Annotated in this window: 12 protein-coding genes and 1 pseudogene; 7 read left to right on the top strand and 6 right to left on the bottom strand. The window is 46.7% G+C overall.

Annotated features, from left to right (window positions below; all coding sequences use genetic code 11):
- The 3 genes from AZH43_RS01955 to fadB form a co-directional block, all read right to left on the bottom strand.
- On the bottom strand, positions 1-469 hold a 469-nt coding region (locus AZH43_RS01955; RefSeq protein ID WP_067666036.1), incomplete at its 3' end, for a YidX family protein.
- Between the two features lie 284 nt (positions 470-753).
- Positions 754-1,926 (bottom strand): acetyl-CoA C-acyltransferase FadA, encoded by a 1,173-nt coding sequence (gene fadA / locus AZH43_RS01950; protein WP_067666028.1) that lies wholly within the window; start codon positions 1,924-1,926, stop codon positions 754-756.
- Between the two features lie 12 nt (positions 1,927-1,938).
- Positions 1,939-4,092 carry a fatty acid oxidation complex subunit alpha FadB gene (gene fadB / locus AZH43_RS01945; protein WP_067666025.1) on the bottom strand — a complete coding sequence of 718 codons (2,154 nt, stop codon included), beginning with the start codon at positions 4,090-4,092 and terminating at the stop codon, positions 1,939-1,941.
- A 775-nt stretch (positions 4,093-4,867) separates the two neighbouring features.
- Between fadB and AZH43_RS01940 the strand changes: the two genes are divergently transcribed.
- Positions 4,868-7,000, top strand: coding sequence for a metallophosphoesterase family protein (locus AZH43_RS01940; RefSeq protein WP_206598952.1), 2,133 nt, complete (start codon positions 4,868-4,870; stop codon positions 6,998-7,000).
- Between the two features lie 114 nt (positions 7,001-7,114).
- Positions 7,115-7,531, top strand: coding sequence for a PH domain-containing protein (locus AZH43_RS01935; RefSeq protein ID WP_067666033.1), 417 nt, complete (start codon positions 7,115-7,117; stop codon positions 7,529-7,531).
- 18 nt (positions 7,532-7,549) lie between these two features.
- On the opposite strand, the gene AZH43_RS01930 is transcribed toward AZH43_RS01935, so the two are convergent.
- The gene (locus AZH43_RS01930) at positions 7,550-8,605 is read right to left on the bottom strand and encodes an AAA family ATPase (protein WP_067666022.1); all 1,056 of its coding nucleotides are present in this window, start codon (positions 8,603-8,605) and stop codon (positions 7,550-7,552) included.
- 222 nt (positions 8,606-8,827) lie between these two features.
- Between AZH43_RS01930 and uvrC the strand changes: the two genes are divergently transcribed.
- From uvrC to pgsA, 3 genes are all read left to right on the top strand, one after another.
- On the top strand, positions 8,828-10,627 hold the full coding sequence (gene uvrC, locus AZH43_RS01925; protein ID WP_067666020.1) for an excinuclease ABC subunit UvrC: 1,800 nt from the start codon (positions 8,828-8,830) through the stop codon (positions 10,625-10,627).
- A gap of 113 nt (positions 10,628-10,740) precedes the next feature.
- Positions 10,741-11,535: a thioesterase family protein gene (locus AZH43_RS01920; protein WP_067666017.1), complete on the top strand. Its 795-nt coding sequence runs from the start codon at positions 10,741-10,743 to the stop codon at positions 11,533-11,535.
- A 107-nt stretch (positions 11,536-11,642) separates the two neighbouring features.
- Positions 11,643-12,230, top strand: a complete 588-nt coding sequence (gene pgsA / locus AZH43_RS01915) for a CDP-diacylglycerol--glycerol-3-phosphate 3-phosphatidyltransferase (RefSeq protein ID WP_067666015.1) — start codon at positions 11,643-11,645, stop codon at positions 12,228-12,230.
- Positions 12,231-12,848: 618 nt separating this feature from the next.
- Here pgsA and AZH43_RS01905 read toward each other — a convergent pair.
- Positions 12,849-13,118: an oxidative damage protection protein gene (locus tag AZH43_RS01905; protein ID WP_067666009.1), complete on the bottom strand. Its 270-nt coding sequence runs from the start codon at positions 13,116-13,118 to the stop codon at positions 12,849-12,851.
- 12 nt (positions 13,119-13,130) lie between these two features.
- On the bottom strand, positions 13,131-14,561 hold the full coding sequence (argH, locus tag AZH43_RS01900) for an argininosuccinate lyase (protein WP_067666006.1): 1,431 nt from the start codon (positions 14,559-14,561) through the stop codon (positions 13,131-13,133).
- Between argH and AZH43_RS01895 the strand changes: the two are divergent.
- Together AZH43_RS01895 and AZH43_RS01890 are read left to right on the top strand one after the other, a co-directional pair.
- Positions 14,552-15,708, top strand: a pseudogene (locus AZH43_RS01895) (sensor histidine kinase). The gene argH and the pseudogene AZH43_RS01895 sit on opposite strands and share 10 nt — an antisense overlap.
- Positions 15,709-15,761: 53 nt before the next feature.
- Positions 15,762-16,502, top strand: a complete 741-nt coding sequence (locus AZH43_RS01890; RefSeq protein WP_067666000.1) for a LytR/AlgR family response regulator transcription factor — start codon at positions 15,762-15,764, stop codon at positions 16,500-16,502.
- Positions 16,503-16,587 lie beyond the last annotated feature (85 nt).

Below are 16,587 nucleotides of genomic sequence, written 5' to 3'. Positions count from 1 at the left end.
AACGCTGAGCCAGCATGCGTTCATCACTTGAATTTGAGCATTCCTTGGCGCCATTTTCAATAAAAAACTCCAGATCTTTCTTACTGATGTCTTCTTTGAGCTTTACGTAAGATAAGGGAAGTATCCCTGTAAAATGGCCATCATTTTTTTCTGAATAGAAACTCAGTTCCCGCGTGATTTGAATATTTTTTGGGTCCAGTTTCCCAATCAAGCTGACAAATTGAGGTCCGCCTTGGGTCAGGACATAACTTTTTTGTTGCCCCGCAATCACTAAACTATGTGCAGGTAAATTCGGCAGAGGCTGAGTAGGTTGTCCAAATGCCACCACTTGGTCTTCTATTAAGCTGACTTTATGGGTTCGGGTATAGGTTTTATTGTTTTTGGTCATGAGGGTTTTGGTGGCGCAGCCTGTGACCAGTGTCCCCATAATTCCTAGGCAGAGGATTGTTTTTAATGGTGATGCAAACATCGATGGACTCCCAATAATTTGAAATTAGGCAAATTGAATTTTTATTGGCTTTAAGCCTAACATTAAATCGTTTGAAAATTGTCAAAATTGTTTTTTCTCCCATTGAGTATTTTGATGCGGCAAGTGGCTGAAAGGAACGGTTTTGATTTGATAGTTGGTACACTGAGTTTTGATTTAATTATTGGGTAGAGGTCTGAATGAAAATTGAATTTAAATTCATATATTTCAAATATTAAAAACCCCGCACTTAGCGGGGTTTTTGTATCTCAGTATTTAATTAAAAATTAAACACGTTCGATAATGGTCGCGATACCTTGACCAAGACCGATACACATGGTTGCAAGACCAATTTGCGTATCTTGCTGTTCCATAACGTTCAGCAAAGTCGTCGTGATACGTGCGCCTGAGCAGCCCAATGGGTGACCAAGAGCGATTGCACCACCGTTCAAGTTCACACGGTCTTGCTGGTCATAAATGCCTAAGCCTTTAAGAACAGACAAACCTTGAGCTGCAAACGCTTCATTCAATTCAAAAGTTTGAATGTCAGAAATAGACAAGCCGGCACGTTTCAGCGCTTTTTGCGTTGCAGGAACAGGGCCGTAACCCATAATTGCAGCATCACAGCCTGCAACCGCCATAGAGCGGATTACCGCGCGCGGCTTAAGGCCCAAGGCTTGAGCGCGTTCAGCAGACATCAGCAGCATTGCAGACGCGCCATCAGACAACGCCGAAGAAGTTGCCGCTGTTACTGTACCGCCTTTTGGGTCAAATACAGGGCGTAAGCTTGCAAAAGTTTCAATGTTGGCATCAGGACGGATCACTTCGTCAATATCGCACAGGATTTTAAAACCATTTTGGTCATGGCCTTCAACACCTACGATTTCATTTTTGAAACGGCCTTCCTGTGTTGCAGCCCAAGCGCGGCGGTGAGACTCCACACCGAACGCATCCTGTTCTTCACGGCTGATGCCGTTCATGCGGCCCAGCATTTCAGCGGTTAAGCCCATCATGTTCGACGCTTTTGCATAGTGCTTAGACGCTTCAGGGTTCAGGTCAATGCCGTGCATCATCCCGACGTGGCCCATGTGCTCTACACCGCCAATGATGAAGATATCACCTTGGTTGGTTGCAATTTGCGCCGCTGCAGTATGAATTGACTGCATTGATGAACCGCACAGGCGGTTGACTGTTTGACCGGCAACAGTTTTAGGGAGGTCAGCCAATAACGCGATGTTGCGCGCAATGTTCATCCCTTGTTCTAGGGTTTGGTTAACACAGCCCCAGATTACGTCTTCAACTTCGTTGGTGTCGAACTGGTTGCGGGCAACTAAAGCACGAACCAATTCAGCAGATAAGCTGTCAGCGCGTACATTGCGGAACATGCCGTTTTTGGTTTTACCCATTGCAGAACGTACGCCATCAACGATGACAACGTCACGCGGATTTAAAGTAGCCATTCACGTTGCTCCTTAACCGTAGAATTTTTTGTTGTTAGCAGCCATGTCACGCAGCATTTGCGGCGCTTCATAAGCTTTACCGAGGTGCGCGTATTTGTCGCAAAGCGCAACATACTCAGCAACACCTGTTTGGTCGATGTAACGGCATGGGCCGCCGCGGAATGGAGGGAAACCGACACCCATAATCATCGCCATATCTGCTTCAGAAGCAGTCGCTACGATGTTGTCTTCTAGGCAGCGAACTGTTTCGTTGCAGAATGTCAGCATCATGCGGTCAATGATTTCTTGAGCATCAAATTCGCGTTTTTCCGCAGTCGCCACAGAAGCAACCAGCTCATACGCAGTCGGATCAACCACTTTGGCTTTTTTGCCTTTACGGTCAAGTTCGTATTTGTAGAAACCAACGTCGTTCTTTTGCCCCAAACGCTTGTTTTCATACATGGTCAAGGTCGCGCCTTTATAATCCGGCTTCATGCGGTCAGGGAAACCTTCCGCCATGACTTCTGCACCGTGAACGCCCGTGTCAATGCCGACAACGTCGATCAGGTAAGCAGGGCCCATAGGCCAGCCGAATTTTTCCATCACTTTGTCAACTTGCTGGAAGTCAGCGCCGTCTTTCAGCAACAGGTCAAATGCGCCGAAGTAAGGGAACAGTACACGGTTCACAAGGAAGCCCGGGCAGTCGTTCACTACGATTGGCGTTTTACCCATTTTCTGAGCAAGAACGACAGTGGTTGCAATCGCTTCAGCAGAAGTCTTTTCACCGCGGATGACTTCGACCAATGGCATCATGTGCACAGGGTTGAAGAAGTGCATGCCGACGAAGTTTTCAGGGCGTTGCAGGTTTTCAGCCAAGCGAGTGATTGAAATTGTCGATGTGTTCGAGGCAATGATCGTGTTTTCACGGACATTTTTCTCTGTCTCTGCCAGTACGATACCCTTCACTTTCGGGTTTTCCGTTACCGCTTCGATCACGATGTCGACTTCTTTGAACTCGTCATAGCTTAAAGTCGGACGGATGCGCGCAAGTGTTTCGCCCATTTTTGCTGGGGTCATTTTCTTGCGTTCAACTTGTTTGGTCAGTAAGCCATTGGCTTCTTTCATGCCCAAAGCAAGCTGCGGGTTGCCAATATCTTTCATCATGATTGGCGTGCCTTTGCTGGCCGCTTGGTAAGCGATGCCGCCGCCCATGATGCCTGCGCCAAGCACAGCCGCTTGGTTGACAGGATGCGCGCCTTTTTCATAGCGCTTAGAGGTTTTTTTCACGATTTGATCGTTAATGAACAAACCAATCAAAGCGCCTGCTTGCGGTGTGACCGCTGCTTTTGCAAAACCTTCTGCTTCAATTTTCAGCGCTTCATTGCGCGGCAAGCTTGCGCCAGCTTGCAAAGAATCTAGAAGAAGTTTCGGCGCTGGGTATTGCGCAGGGTTCGCTTTAGAAAGAACAGCCCCTTTCGATGAATTAAATGCCATCATTTGTTCTAATGGGTTTAATTTAACCGGGTCCAGTTTTTCTTGGCGTTTTGCTTTCCAGTCTACACGGCCAGCAAGCGCTTGCTTCACTAAATCAATAGCAGCCTCTTGCAGTTTGTCTGCAGCAACCACCGCATCAACCGCGCCGTCTTTCAGTGCAGCAGCTGGTTTTTTAGGATTAGCCATGGCCATCCATTCAACTGCATTGTCGATACCGATTAGACGGCTTAAACGCACTGTGCCGCCAAAACCAGGGAAGATCCCGAGTTTGATTTCAGGCAGGCCGACTTGCGCAGCTTCCGACATTACGCGGTAGTCACACACCAGGCACATTTCAAAACCGCCGCCCAAAGCCATGCCGTTGATGGCAGCGACTTTAGGAAGGTCTAAATCTTCAAATGCGTTGAAGATGTCGTGAACAGGCAATGCCCAATCCACAATCGCTTTTTCGCCTTGTGCAAAGTTTTCGCCAAATTCTGTGATGTCTGCGCCAACGATAAATGTAGATTTGCCCGAAGTAACGATTAAGCCTTTCACTTCACTATTGGCTTTAACAGCTTCAATGGCTGCTTTAAAATCTTCAATCGTTGCACGGTTAAATTTGTTGACCGACTCACCTTGTAAGTCAAAGCGGAATTCTGCAATTCCGTCCGAAAGCATTTGGACGGTAATGGCATTGCCAGCGTGGATCATGCCTGATCTCCTTGTTTTGGAGGACTTCTAAGTTGATGTTTTGAAGCGTGTGCGCAATTCCAGCGCACATTTATGCTTCGCTAATCTTACGATAACTATATCCAAAAAGAACATAACAAGTTGTATCAAGCCGTGACGCAAGGGTCATCAATTTTTATTGGATGAACCCTTGCTGTTCAAGGCGCTTGCTGCGTCTTTTTAGCATGCTATATAAAGAAATATTTGTTTCGATTCATATTTTTAACTGTCCCGCGTCTAGATATACACAGAATGGCATTCATTTTTCAAGAGAAAATAATCATCTGCATCAGTCAAAATGGTCAATCGCAGGTTAAAAGCGCACGTCTGTTAGACGGAAAACAGCTTGCTCTGTGCGGAGCAGCTGCAGTGGCTTTAAGCTTCGGGCACAACGCTTTGTCACGATAAGGGCTTATTTGATATTTCTGTTTGACGCATTAATCAAATAGGGCTTTTTATGATTGCGCCAATTTTACTGCTGCCAGCATTATCAAAATTAAAAATAATTTTCTCCCAAGTTTTAGCCTGTTTGGCGCAGCCATATGAATTTCAGCCTTTTTCACAGCGTTTTGAGCTGTTTTAACGGCATGATCGATATTCAGTGCAGGGTGCGGTGAGGCCTGAGTTTGACGGTTTAATTCCCGTATTTCATCGTTATGTAAAAAACCGCCGCTAGCCTGTAGAGGCAATTAAACCATTTTATTCATTTTTAATATTTAAATGCGTATTTGATGCCTTTAAAAATATTGGGTTTTTTATGAGATTTTCATTCAACAAGCGCAATGCTTGGGTCATGGCGCTGTGTTTGAGTCCTCTAGCGCTCACTGCATGCGGGAGCGGCAATCAGGACGAACAGGCTGGGGTGCCTGAACAAAATAATGCGCAAATTGCCTTTATGGCGGATGTGCATTTCCATGATGTGTACGGTGATTTAGGGGCGTCATCTTTTAAGGGCATTCCAACAGAGCATGGCAATGCGACCATTCGGACTATGTATGCAGAACTGACATCAACCCGTTTATTTAATGAAAACTATTTTGCGTTTCGTGCGGCTTTAGATAGCGCTTTAGCCAAGGGGATTAAGCTGATTGCGTTTCCGGGGGACTTTTCGGATGATGGCCAGCCGATGAATGTGGACGGCTTTAAAAAAGTACTGCAAGAATATGAAAAGAAAGGCATGCGCTTTTTTATTGCGCCTGGCAATCATGACCCGGATGCGCCTTATGACAATGAAACAGCGGGTAAAAGCGATTTTATGGGGCAAAATGGCCAAGCGCAAAAAATTTATGCGCTGCAGAATCAGGCTTGCTTAAATGCAGAAGCGGATACGGCCTGCACCAACGCCATGATGGAACAAGGCTATGAATCTCTGATTAATGTGCTGGGCGATTATGGCTTTAAGCCGAATCAAGCCGATGTCTATTGGGAGACACCCTACAGCACATATAACGAAAAAACCTATAACTATCCTCAAGCGATGGCTGAAGCTACGGTCGAAAAGCGCCAATATGAAATTTGTAAAGAAGGTGAAGGCGGGCAGTATAAGCAAGCCAATTATACGAAGTGTTCGCGTATGCCAGATGTCAGTTATTTGGTAGAACCCGTGCCTGGTGTTTGGCTTCTGTCGATTGATGCCAATGTGTTTATTCCAACTGACAGTTTTGATCCGGACAATCCGAAAAAACAAGGAAGCTATACCGGTGCCGGCAGTGCGGGCTGGAACAAAATGGTGACGCATAAACAGAGCACTATGAAATGGATTCAGAGTGTGGCAGCCCGGGCAAAACTGGAAAATAAAAAATTGGTGGCTTTCTCGCATTATCCAACTATGGAATTTTATGCGAATCAAACGGATACGATTAAACAGACGTTTGGGGAGAAAGCTTTCCAAACAGAGCGCGTGCCAACTGCGGAGACAACAAAATCAGTGGCGGCGACTGGACTGCCGCTGCATGTGGGCGGGCATATGCACTCTAACAGCACCAATGATTATCAGGATGCGGCAGGCAACTATTTAGTTAATATTCAGTCGCCTTCCTTGGCGGTATATGGAGCGGCCTATAAAATTGTAGATTTGAACAATCCATCTAAAGTAGAAGTGAAAACCATCTCTTTAGACGAGGTGCCGCGCTTTGATGAACTGTTTCCGCTGTATCAAAAAGAATATGACTATATTGTATCGACCACGGCAGAGAATGATTCTAAGCGCTGGAATAAAGCTATTCTGTCGACTAAGAATTATCGTGAATTTACACATTTCTATTTTGGCCAGCTATCGCAGCTGCGCTTTATGAATGAATACTGGCCTTGTGATATGCGGGATTTGGCAGAGCAATTGAATTTAGCGCAAATGCTGATTATGAGCCAGTTAAATACGGCAGTAAGCTATGCACAGGTCGATGAAGTGCAAAATATCCTGAAGTTTAAAGTCAGCGCGGGCTGTTTGGCGCAAAGTTCACAGGCGCCGAGCGCATCAGCTGCGCAATTCAGCGCGGATTGGAGCGCAGCAGAAGCGAAAGCCGCACAGTTGGCGCAAAATGCGGGCCTCAGCCTCAGTGATATGGAAAAAGTATCGGCCTATGACTTTTATGGCGATTTTCACCGGACCATTTATGCAGGCGGATTGGCCTTGAATGACATGGGCGCAGTACGTGTGAAGCAGTATAAACTGCTCATGGCCAGCTTCCCGCAGTCGCCAGTTCCGCCTGTGCTGGAGAATGGAAAGGTGCTGGATAGCAACCCATTAAATGTGCCGTTTCAATACAAATTCAAGCAAGTGTTCAGTGTCTTAAAAGGTGTAGGTTCTGGCAAGCCAAGTGACCATTTTATAATTGATTACGCGAGTAAAACACTTACAGAATCTGGCAGCAGCGCATTGACCTTTAATTAGATGTTTGCTCTATTCAAATTGCCTAAACACCCTGCGGGGTGTTTTTATTTTGGGAACATTGCACACTTTTAGGCAAAGTTTATGGTTAGAATGAACATTGTCCTGGGGGAAGTTATGCAGAATTTTCGTTCAAAAATTGATTGGTGGGTCTGGGGTTTTGTCATCTCGATGACCGGGTTGTTGGCGCAATTGCTGGTGAATATGTATGCCAAAGGCACGCTGCAGCAGAATTTAGTATTTGTGACTGTATATGTGCTGGCCATTGCGCTGCTGTGGTGGCCTTTGCTGAGCACCCGGTATCAAATTCAAGACCAGCGTTTATGGGTTAAATCGATGTTTTTGAAATGGGAAATTCCGCTGGATGCAATTACTCAAATCAAAGCCACGGATCATTCAATGCTGGCTCCAGCACTGTCATTTAAACGGCTACGCGTGGATTATGTGCAAGCTGGGCAGGAGAAGTTTATTTTGCTCTCACCGCATAATATGCAAGCTTTTCAAATGGCGCTGCAGCAGCGCCAGCAAGCTTAGAAAATTGCAGTAAAATTATTAGGGCTGGCGGGTATCAAGACTTAGCGCGCCTTCAGAGGCATCAATCTGTAAATGCTGCTGATCTGGATGATTTAAAAAATACACAGCTAAAATCGGCTCAAGCTCGGTGCGCATTTTGCGCGCTAAATGCCGTGCACCGTAACGGATGTCATGGTCTTGGCAAAAATGCGCTTTGGCGCTTTTTGTCAATGAAAGGCTGCGTTTTTGATGCCGCAGGCGCTGATTGAGTTTTTCCAGTTCAATCTCGACCAGCATCGGCAAGGCATCATTTTGCACCGGACGATAGTGCAGGGTGCGGTCAATGCGGTTGATAAATTCTGGATCAAATTTGCGCTGCATGACTTTTTCAATAATGCGCTGTGTCGGCACGCGCTTTAAACAGATGTCCTGCATTTTTTTTGGCAGGACATTCAATTTATCCAAATACAGCTGCGCTACCTGCGCGCCGACATTGCTGGTCATAAAAATCATGCAGTTGCGAAAATCAATGGTTTTGGTTCCTGCGGTCAAGGTCAGCTTGCCGGTATCCAGCACATTCATCAGGCCGCGCAGCACCTCAATGGAAGCTTTTTCCAGCTCATCAAACAGCACAATGCCGGGACGGGTGTGGCTGCCGGCAATGGCGGTTTCATCAAACAGGCTATGGCCTTCTTTCGAGCCGACGTAGCCTGGAGGCGCGCCGGTAATGGCGGCGGCATAATGTTCCTGCGCCAGCGTATTCATATCAATGCGGCAAAAGGCGTCTGAATGGCCATAAATGGCTTCGGCAATTAAACGCACTGTTTCGGTTTTACCCACACCTGTTGGGCCCAGCATTAAGGTAACGGACAGGGGCCGTTCGGGGCTGGAAAAATCCGCTTTGACCACCTGCAGCATTTTTTCAATTTCGTTCAGCGCATCATCCTGTCCAATAATCCGCAGCCTTAAAGCCTGCATGACGGTACCCGGATCAAATAAAAAGCGCGGTTTGCCAATCAAGCGGTCTTTTTCCGATGCGCTGCGGGCTGGCGTGGCGGGCTTCACGGCATGGATGGCTGGATTGGCTGCGGTCATTCAGTTTGACTCCTTGAGTTAAAAAAACGGGCTTCATTAAAATTCGGCTGCAGGCATTGAGCATAGCAAACTTCAGTTTTTTCAATAATAGCTTTTAGCAATCAAGTTATTGCTGGAATCATGGCGAAATGACAGATCCATGCTTGAAAATGCGTCTAAAACCATCACATCATGTAGCATTGCAGGTGCAATATCACCAAAACAGCAGAAGACAGGCCGCCAGTGAACGAAAACGCGCGTGACAATATTGAAAAAATTCTAGCCCATATGACGACTTTGCCCGGCGTATACCGCATGCTCGGCAAAGACGGCGAGCTGCTGTATGTCGGCAAGGCCAAGAATTTAAAAAACCGCGTTTCCAGCTATTTCGTAAAAACCATTGAACACCCGAAAACGCAGGCATTGGTGGCGCGGATCTATGATATTGAAACGTTGGTGGTGCGCTCCGAAACGGAAGCGCTGCTGCTGGAACAGAACCTGATCAAGCTGCACCGTCCGCCGTATAACATCATGCTGCGCGACGACAAGTCCTATGTGTATATTTTTATTTCCGCAGACAAGCCTTATCCGCGCATTGCCAGCGGCCGCGGCAAAGGCAAGCATCAGGCAGGGAAGTTTTTTGGGCCCTATCCGAGCGCTTACAATGCCAGAGATACGCTGGTGGTGCTGCAGAAGCTGTTTAACGTGCGCCAATGCGAGAACAGCTATTTTTCTCAGCGCAAGCGCCCCTGCCTGCAGTATCAGATCAAACGCTGTTCAGCGCCGTGTGTAGGGCTGATTTCACCAGAAGACTATAATGAAGATGTGAAAGACTCGATCCGCTTTCTGCAGGGCGACACCAAAGAGCTGAACCAGCAGCTGATTGCGAAAATGGAAGAGGCGGCGGATGCGCTGGAGTTTGAAAAAGCGGTATTTTACCGTGACCGCATGGCGCTCTTGCGGGATGTGCAGGCACAGCAGGCGATTTATAAGGTCAAAGGCGAAGCCGATATTATTGCCATTGCCTACCATGCGGGTGTGACCTGCGTACAGATTATGCATGTCCGCAATGGCAAAATGCTGGGCGGTAAAAGCTATTTCCCTGACATGCTGGGTGATGATTTGCCTCAGATGCTGTCTGATTTTATCGCGAATTTTTACTTTCAGGTGGCGGATGAGATTCCTGCAGAATTAATTGTCAATGTCGAGCCGGTTAATCGCAAAGAACTGGAAGAGGCCTTGCAGCAGCATTTTGATAAAAAAATTCAGATTAAAAGCAAGGTGCGTGAAACCCGCGCAGAATGGCAGGAGCTGGCGCAGATGAATGTGCAGCATGCCATTAAAGGCAAACTGGCAAATCATTTTGAGCTGAATGAACGCTTTCACCAGCTGGAACAAGTGGCCGGCCGCCCAATTGACAGCATCGAATGTTTTGATATTTCCCATACCATGGGGGAGGCGACCATAGCATCCTGTGTGGTCTTTGATGCAGGCGGCGCGCGCAAGCGGGATTACCGCCAGTTTTCCATCAATGACATTACTGAAGGTGATGACTATGCCGCGATGCGTCAGGCTTTAACCCGCCGCTATAAAAAGCATATGCTGCCCGACCTGCTGCTGATTGACGGCGGTAAAGGCCAGCTGCATATGGCGATGGAAGTCATGCAGGAGCTGGAATTGGAAGCCTTTATGGTGGGCGTTTCCAAAGGTGAGGGGCGGAAGCCCGGGCTGGAAACGCTGCACTTTACGGACGGCACGAAAATACAGCTGCCTGAAGATCATAAGGCGCTGCACTTGATTCAGCAGGTTCGGGATGAAGCGCACCGCTTTGCCATCACCAAGCACCGCGCTAAGCGCGATAAGAAACGCGGTTCATCTGTATTGGAGGTGATTCCGGGCCTAGGGCCCAAACGGCGCCGTGATTTGCTGACGCACTTTGGCGGCATACAAGGCGTGCTGAAGGCCTCCGAAAATGAGCTGAAGCTGGTACCGGGACTGGGCGATGTCATGGCGCGAACCATCTACAAAATTTTGCATGAATAACGCGGGCAGAATAAGCCTTGGCAAAAATGCTCAGTGACCCTTGGGTCATTGAGCATTTACATCAGCGGTAAATGCGCTAAATATATTCTTCATCAAATTCAGGAAGAATAAGCATGTCATTAACGGCGCTGTATCAGCAGATAGAAGATTCTGACTGCATTGATATCCCTGAAGGATGGCTTCAGGGACGCACTATATATGGCGGACTGGTTGCGGCAATGCTGATGCATAAAGCAGTGTCGGCGGTTAATGATGCAACTAAGCGCTTGCTCAGCGTCAGTGTCACTTTTGCAGGGCCAGTGCAATTAGATCAGGTCAAGCTGACGGCAGAAATATTGCGTGAAGGCAAATCGGTAACCACCGTTGAAGTCCGCCTGTGGCAGCAGGGTGCAGTGCAAAGCATTTTGCTGGCCAGTTTTGGCGCACTGCGCGCATCTTCTATTTTGGTGCATCAGGAGCGGCCGGCGCCGGATTATCCGCCTGTTGAATCGCTGAAAATTGCCCAGCATCATCCTTTAGCGCCCGAATGCTTTAAGCAAATGCAAATGGCTTGGGCGGAAGGGCAATATCCATGCACAGGGGCGCCGCGGCCTGATTTTGGCGGCTGGTTCCGTTTTGATCCGAATCTGCATGAAAACCGGGAAATGAATGTGGCGGATTTGATGGCTGCCTTTGATATGTGGCCACCGGGTGTTTTACCGATGTATCAAACCATGGCGCCTGCCAGTTCGCTAACATGGCATTTGACATATGTGCATCCGCTGCAAAATCAGCTGCAGGACTGGTTTAAATATAAAGTATTTACGGACTATGCCGGCGACGGCTATTCAACAGAATATGCGCATTTATGGGATGCTGCAGGCCGTTTAATTGCGATTTCACGGCAGACAGTTACCGTGTTTGCCTAGTGACACTTTGGGCCATTTCGTATAAAGTGATCTGAATTAACGAAGGGTAAATCCTCAAGATATTGTGCATTCACATCGTGCATGAAGGGGAAACATTGGCGGTGTCTATGACTGCAGGTCGAATCCTGAATATTCCAAACATTTTAACTTTAGCGCGTATAGCTTTAATTCCAGTATTTCTTGTGGTGGCCTATTGGCCGCCGGTCATGGGGGTTGAAGGCCATGATGCAGGCATGAGCCGGCACATTCTGCTGACTGGAATTTTTGTGGTAGCCGCTGTGACAGATTGGTTTGACGGCTATCTTGCCCGTACATTGAATCAAACCTCGGCGTTTGGACGTTTTTTAGATCCGGTTGCGGATAAGCTGATGGTCGCTACGGCATTGATTGTGCTGGTGCAATGGCAGCCGAGTATTTCAATGGCTTTTGCAGCCATTGTGATTATTTCACGTGAGATCACCGTATCCGCTTTGCGCGAGTGGATGGCGGAATTGGGTGCACGGACCAGTGTGGCAGTCTCTACCGTGGGTAAATATAAGACCGCTTTTCAAATGATTGCGATATCTGTATTTTTACTGAATTGGCCGCCTTTGGAAATGCTGGCCTATGCGCTGCTGTATACCGCAGTCATTTTAACCTTATGGTCGATGTTTATTTATTTAAAAGCCGCATGGCCTTATTTAAAACAGCCTTAAGCTGAAATGTTTGATGCGGTCAAAAGCTCCTGATTCAGGGGCTTTTTTATTGCTTTATGCTGGAGTTTGGGTTTTGTTTGGAACGGCTTCTGCCTGACTGAAAGCATCCTAATTCGACCTTTATGAAAGGGCTGTGCGGTTTGTTTAAGGCTTGAAAGAGGCCAGTCTTTGCCAGATCGCAGATAAAAAAATTCCCAGATTTTGGGGGAAATCTGGGAAGAAAATCGGGGATACTTATCATTATTATATAAAGATGTTTCCATCTCCTTGAAACTGATTATAGGAAGTCTAAATTCCAAAATCATGTAGGTTCTTGTATTGTAATGCTGCGTTTTATTGAGAAATGTATCGAAGATTTACAGTTCATTACCTTGATACAAATTGCGCCTTCTCTTTAGTCTAAGAGCTCACGGAAAAAAGCATTTTTATAGATTTCTATGGCGATGCGGGACAATGACAGGGGGATTAAGCCCTTAAGCGGCAATCATGTTCTTTTTAAGTGCAGAGCGATGTTTGGGCTATAAAAAAGGAGCCATTCCAGGCTCCTTCATGACAATTGAAACTACGCGCTTCGCTTGTCTTGTGTCTTACGTAAATTTTAAAGCGGCGCTCTAAAATTTACTCAGGCTTTAGCCCTTCAGCTTTTTCCAAAGACTCATCATTGGCAAAAAACTTTTCGCGCTGTTCTTCCAGAAATTTTTTCGCATCAGGTTCAAACACATTCAAACGCTTTTCATTGATCAGCGTGGTTTGATGCTTCAGCCATTCTTGCCAAGCTTCTTTAGACACTGTGTCAAACAATTCTTGGCCTTTTGCGCCCGGAAACGGCGCAAAGTCCAAGCCATCCATGTCTTTTTGATACTTGCGGCAAAATACTTGTCGAGTCATGGTATCAATCCTTTAAGCGTAAAGTTTTTCCAAACGGGCATGAGCGCGTTCAATAGCGGCTGCTACTTGAGCTGGGGCAGTCCCGCCAATGTGATTGCGGGCATTCACAGACGCTTCAAGCGTCAGGGCTTTTTCAAATACATCGGCTTGAATCAGCGCAGAGAACTGCTGCAGCTGTTCAAGGGTTAATTCTGACAAATCCTTAGATTCTTGAACACCCAAAGCAACGGCTTTACCAACAATTTCGTGCGCATCACGGAAAGCGACACCATTTTTAACAAGGTAGTCCGCCAAGTCCGTTGCTGTAGAGAAACCGCGAAGCGCGGCTTCACGCATAATTTCAATATTTGGCACAAGCGCAGGAATCATGTCAGCAAATGCCATCAATGAACCGCGAACGGTATCAATGGCATCAAACAATGGCTCTTTGTCTTCCTGATTGTCTTTGTTGTAAGCCAATGGCTGGCCTTTCATAAGCGTTAGCAGGCTCATCAAGTCGCCATAGACACGGCCGGTTTTACCGCGGATCAATTCTGGAACATCTGGGTTTTTTTTCTGCGGCATGATTGAAGAGCCAGTGCAGAAACGGTCAGGAATGTTCACAAACTTGAATTGCGCAGACGTCCAAAGAATCATTTCTTCTGACATGCGCGACAAATGCATCATGATCAGTGATGCTGCGGCATTGAACTCAATACCGAAGTCACGGTCAGAGACCGCATCCAGTGAGTTTTCGCAAACAGCTTCAAAGCCAAGCAATTGCGCTGTGTATTCACGTTCGATTGGGTAGGTGGTGCCGGCAAGCGCTGCAGAACCTAAAGGCAGGCGGTTTACACGCTTACGGCAGTCAATCAGGCGCTCAGAATCACGCACCAGCATTTCAAACCAAGCCATCAAATGGTGGCCAAATGTCACAGGCTGCGCAGTTTGCAGATGAGTGAAACCGGGCATGATGGTATTGGTGTTTTTTGCGGCTAAGCCCAAAATGCCTTTTTGCAATTTTTCCAGCAATTGCAGAATGGCATCAATTTCATCACGCACATACAAACGGATATCCGTTGCCACTTGGTCGTTGCGGCTGCGGCCTGTGTGCAGTTTTTTACCGGTGATGCCAATACGCTGAGTCAGGCGCGACTCAATGTTCATGTGCACATCTTCCAGATCAACACGCCATTCAAAATTACCCGCTTCGATTTCAGCTTTAATGGTGTTTAAGCCATTAATGATGTCATCGCGTTCCTGTTCGGTTAAAACGCCAACTTTAGCCAGCATGGTTGCATGCGCAATGGAGCCTGCAATATCTTGTTTATAAAAGCGTTGGTCAAATTGAACAGATGCTGTAAATTCAGCAACAAAAGCGTCTGTAGCTTCAGAAAAACGACCGCCCCACATGCCCGAAGTATGGGCTTGTGACGGATTTGAGGAATTAGAAGATGTGGTCATGTCGGCTCAATAAGATAAAAAGCAGTAGAACTGGACAGAGTATAGCAAATTCAGGCTGGGTTGCCGTAGTGCAAGTTGATCAATCTTTTTTAATGCAGTGAGGCTGAGGATGGGGCTTTCTTCCATACCCGAAAAAATAGGGCGCTGGCATTATGTGCTGGAACTGCTGATTGCCGGCAATATTCTCGCCATGGTGCTGGCTTTGGCGCAGGCGCAGTCTTGGCAAAATTTAACTTTCATCAGCTTGATGCAATTTGTTTTATTTATTAACTGGGTGCTGCTGTCGTTTGCAGCGGTTACAGAATATTTTGAACAGCGCCTTTCACCGCTGAGTCTGAAGCTGACTTTGGTTTTAGGGTTTCTGCTGCTGCAGATGATTGTCCTGTGCACGACGGCCGTTTTGAATATTTTAATGCACTTCGGGCAAAGCTTCAGTTTTGCTGGGCTCAGCTGGGGAGCCGTGTTTGATCATACTGGCATGAATCTGAGTTTTGGCATGCTGCTGGGCGCATTTTGTTTCCGCTACCTGTATTTGCGCGAACAATGGAACAAAAAACAGCACAGTGAGCTGAATGCGCGCATTCAAGCCATGCAGGCGCGCATTCATCCGCATTTTTTGTTTAACAGCTTAAACAGCGCCATCAGCCTGATCAGTATTGATCCCGACAAAGCCGAAGAAATGCTGCTGAATTTATCCCGCTTACTGCGCGCCAGTTTTCAGGAATTGAAGCTGGTCAGCCTGCAGGAAGAAATTGAACTGAGCCAGCGCTATTTGGCCATTGAAAAAATTCGGCTGGGTGACCGCCTGCAGGTTGAGTGGAAATTGGTGAATCCGGAAATGTACTCACGTGTACAAATTCCATTACTAACTTTACAACCTTTAGTGGAAAATAGTATTTTTCATGGAGTTGAAAAAATTTTAACAAAGAGTACGATAAGCATATTGGTTGAAATATTGCAAAATCAAGTCAATATAGTCATTACTAACCCATACGCACAGGATAAAATAACATTGCGTCAAGGACATGGTATTGCGGTGGAGAATGTGAAGCAGCGGCTGAAAGCCTATTACGGTTCGTCAGCGACATTTCAAAGCTTTGCAGGGAAGGGGATGTTTACTACTGTAGTGCAATATCGATATAAGTAAAATCAGCACAGTTAACCTATAAAAAAAAGATGGTAACTGAGCAAGGAGGAGAAATGGACATCCTGATTTGTGATGATGAGCCTCTTGCATTAGAGCGGTTGTCACGTTTAGTCACTCAGTTGGGGCACCATGTGGCGGGTAAGGCTGCGCATGGGCAGCAAGCCATTGAGTTGGCTGAAACCCTTGAACCAGATGTCGTGCTGTTGGATATTCAAATGCCTGAAATGGATGGTTTGGCCTGCGCGCATTATTTGCGCCAGCTGGACCCAATGCCGGCCATTATTTTTTGTACCGCCTATGATCATCATGCATTGGATGCATTTAAATCGAACGCAGAAGGATATTTGCTCAAACCGGTGATGCAGCAGGAACTGCAGCAGGTTCTCGATCATTTAATAAAATTAACCCAAGCTCAAGTGAGCTGCATAAAACAAAAAGAAATTATGGAAGAACTCAAAATCAGCCGCCATCAGATTGCGGCAAAAACCTATCGCGGCGTGGAATTGGTGCCTGTTGAAAATGTGTATTATTTTTTAGCAGATCAAAAGTACGTGACCGTACGCCATAAAAACGGCAGTGTCCTGATTGATGAGACGCTGAAAGAGCTTGAAACGGAATTTGGCGACCAATTTATCCGAATTCACCGCAACGCCTTGGTTTCGGTCAATTATTTAGATGGCCTTGAGGTTGTCAGTTCAGGCCAGTACCAAGTACGCTGCCGGGAGCTGGAGGAGCGCTTGGCGGTCAGCCGGCGGCATTTGCCGAATTTGCGCGAGCGGATTCATAAACTATAAAGCGCTGTAAAAAGAATAGACCTTGTCATCTTTGCTGAATTTGCTTGCATTTTAATATGAGCAAGATAAGTTTAGAATCATGTTT

The sequence above is a fragment of the Acinetobacter pragensis genome, from assembly GCF_001605895.1.
Taxonomy (GTDB): domain Bacteria; phylum Pseudomonadota; class Gammaproteobacteria; order Pseudomonadales; family Moraxellaceae; genus Acinetobacter; species Acinetobacter pragensis.
This window is presented reverse-complemented; position numbering and strand designations above follow the sequence as displayed.

Excerpts from the sequence above, each read along its gene's own strand:
- fadA (WP_067666028.1), bottom strand. The coding sequence starts at position 1,926 with ATGGCTACTTTAAATCCGCGTGACGTTGTCATCGTTGATGGCGTACGT.
- fadB (WP_067666025.1), bottom strand. The coding sequence starts at position 4,092 with ATGATCCACGCTGGCAATGCCATTACCGTCCAAATGCTTTCGGACGGA.
- AZH43_RS01940 (WP_206598952.1), top strand. The coding sequence starts at position 4,868 with ATGAGATTTTCATTCAACAAGCGCAATGCTTGGGTCATGGCGCTGTGT.
- AZH43_RS01935 (WP_067666033.1), top strand. The coding sequence starts at position 7,115 with ATGCAGAATTTTCGTTCAAAAATTGATTGGTGGGTCTGGGGTTTTGTC.
- AZH43_RS01930 (WP_067666022.1), bottom strand. The coding sequence starts at position 8,605 with ATGACCGCAGCCAATCCAGCCATCCATGCCGTGAAGCCCGCCACGCCA.
- AZH43_RS01920 (WP_067666017.1), top strand. The coding sequence starts at position 10,741 with ATGTCATTAACGGCGCTGTATCAGCAGATAGAAGATTCTGACTGCATT.
- pgsA (WP_067666015.1), top strand. The coding sequence starts at position 11,643 with ATGACTGCAGGTCGAATCCTGAATATTCCAAACATTTTAACTTTAGCG.
- AZH43_RS01905 (WP_067666009.1), bottom strand. The coding sequence starts at position 13,118 with ATGACTCGACAAGTATTTTGCCGCAAGTATCAAAAAGACATGGATGGC.
- argH (WP_067666006.1), bottom strand. The coding sequence starts at position 14,561 with ATGACCACATCTTCTAATTCCTCAAATCCGTCACAAGCCCATACTTCG.
- AZH43_RS01890 (WP_067666000.1), top strand. The coding sequence starts at position 15,762 with ATGGACATCCTGATTTGTGATGATGAGCCTCTTGCATTAGAGCGGTTG.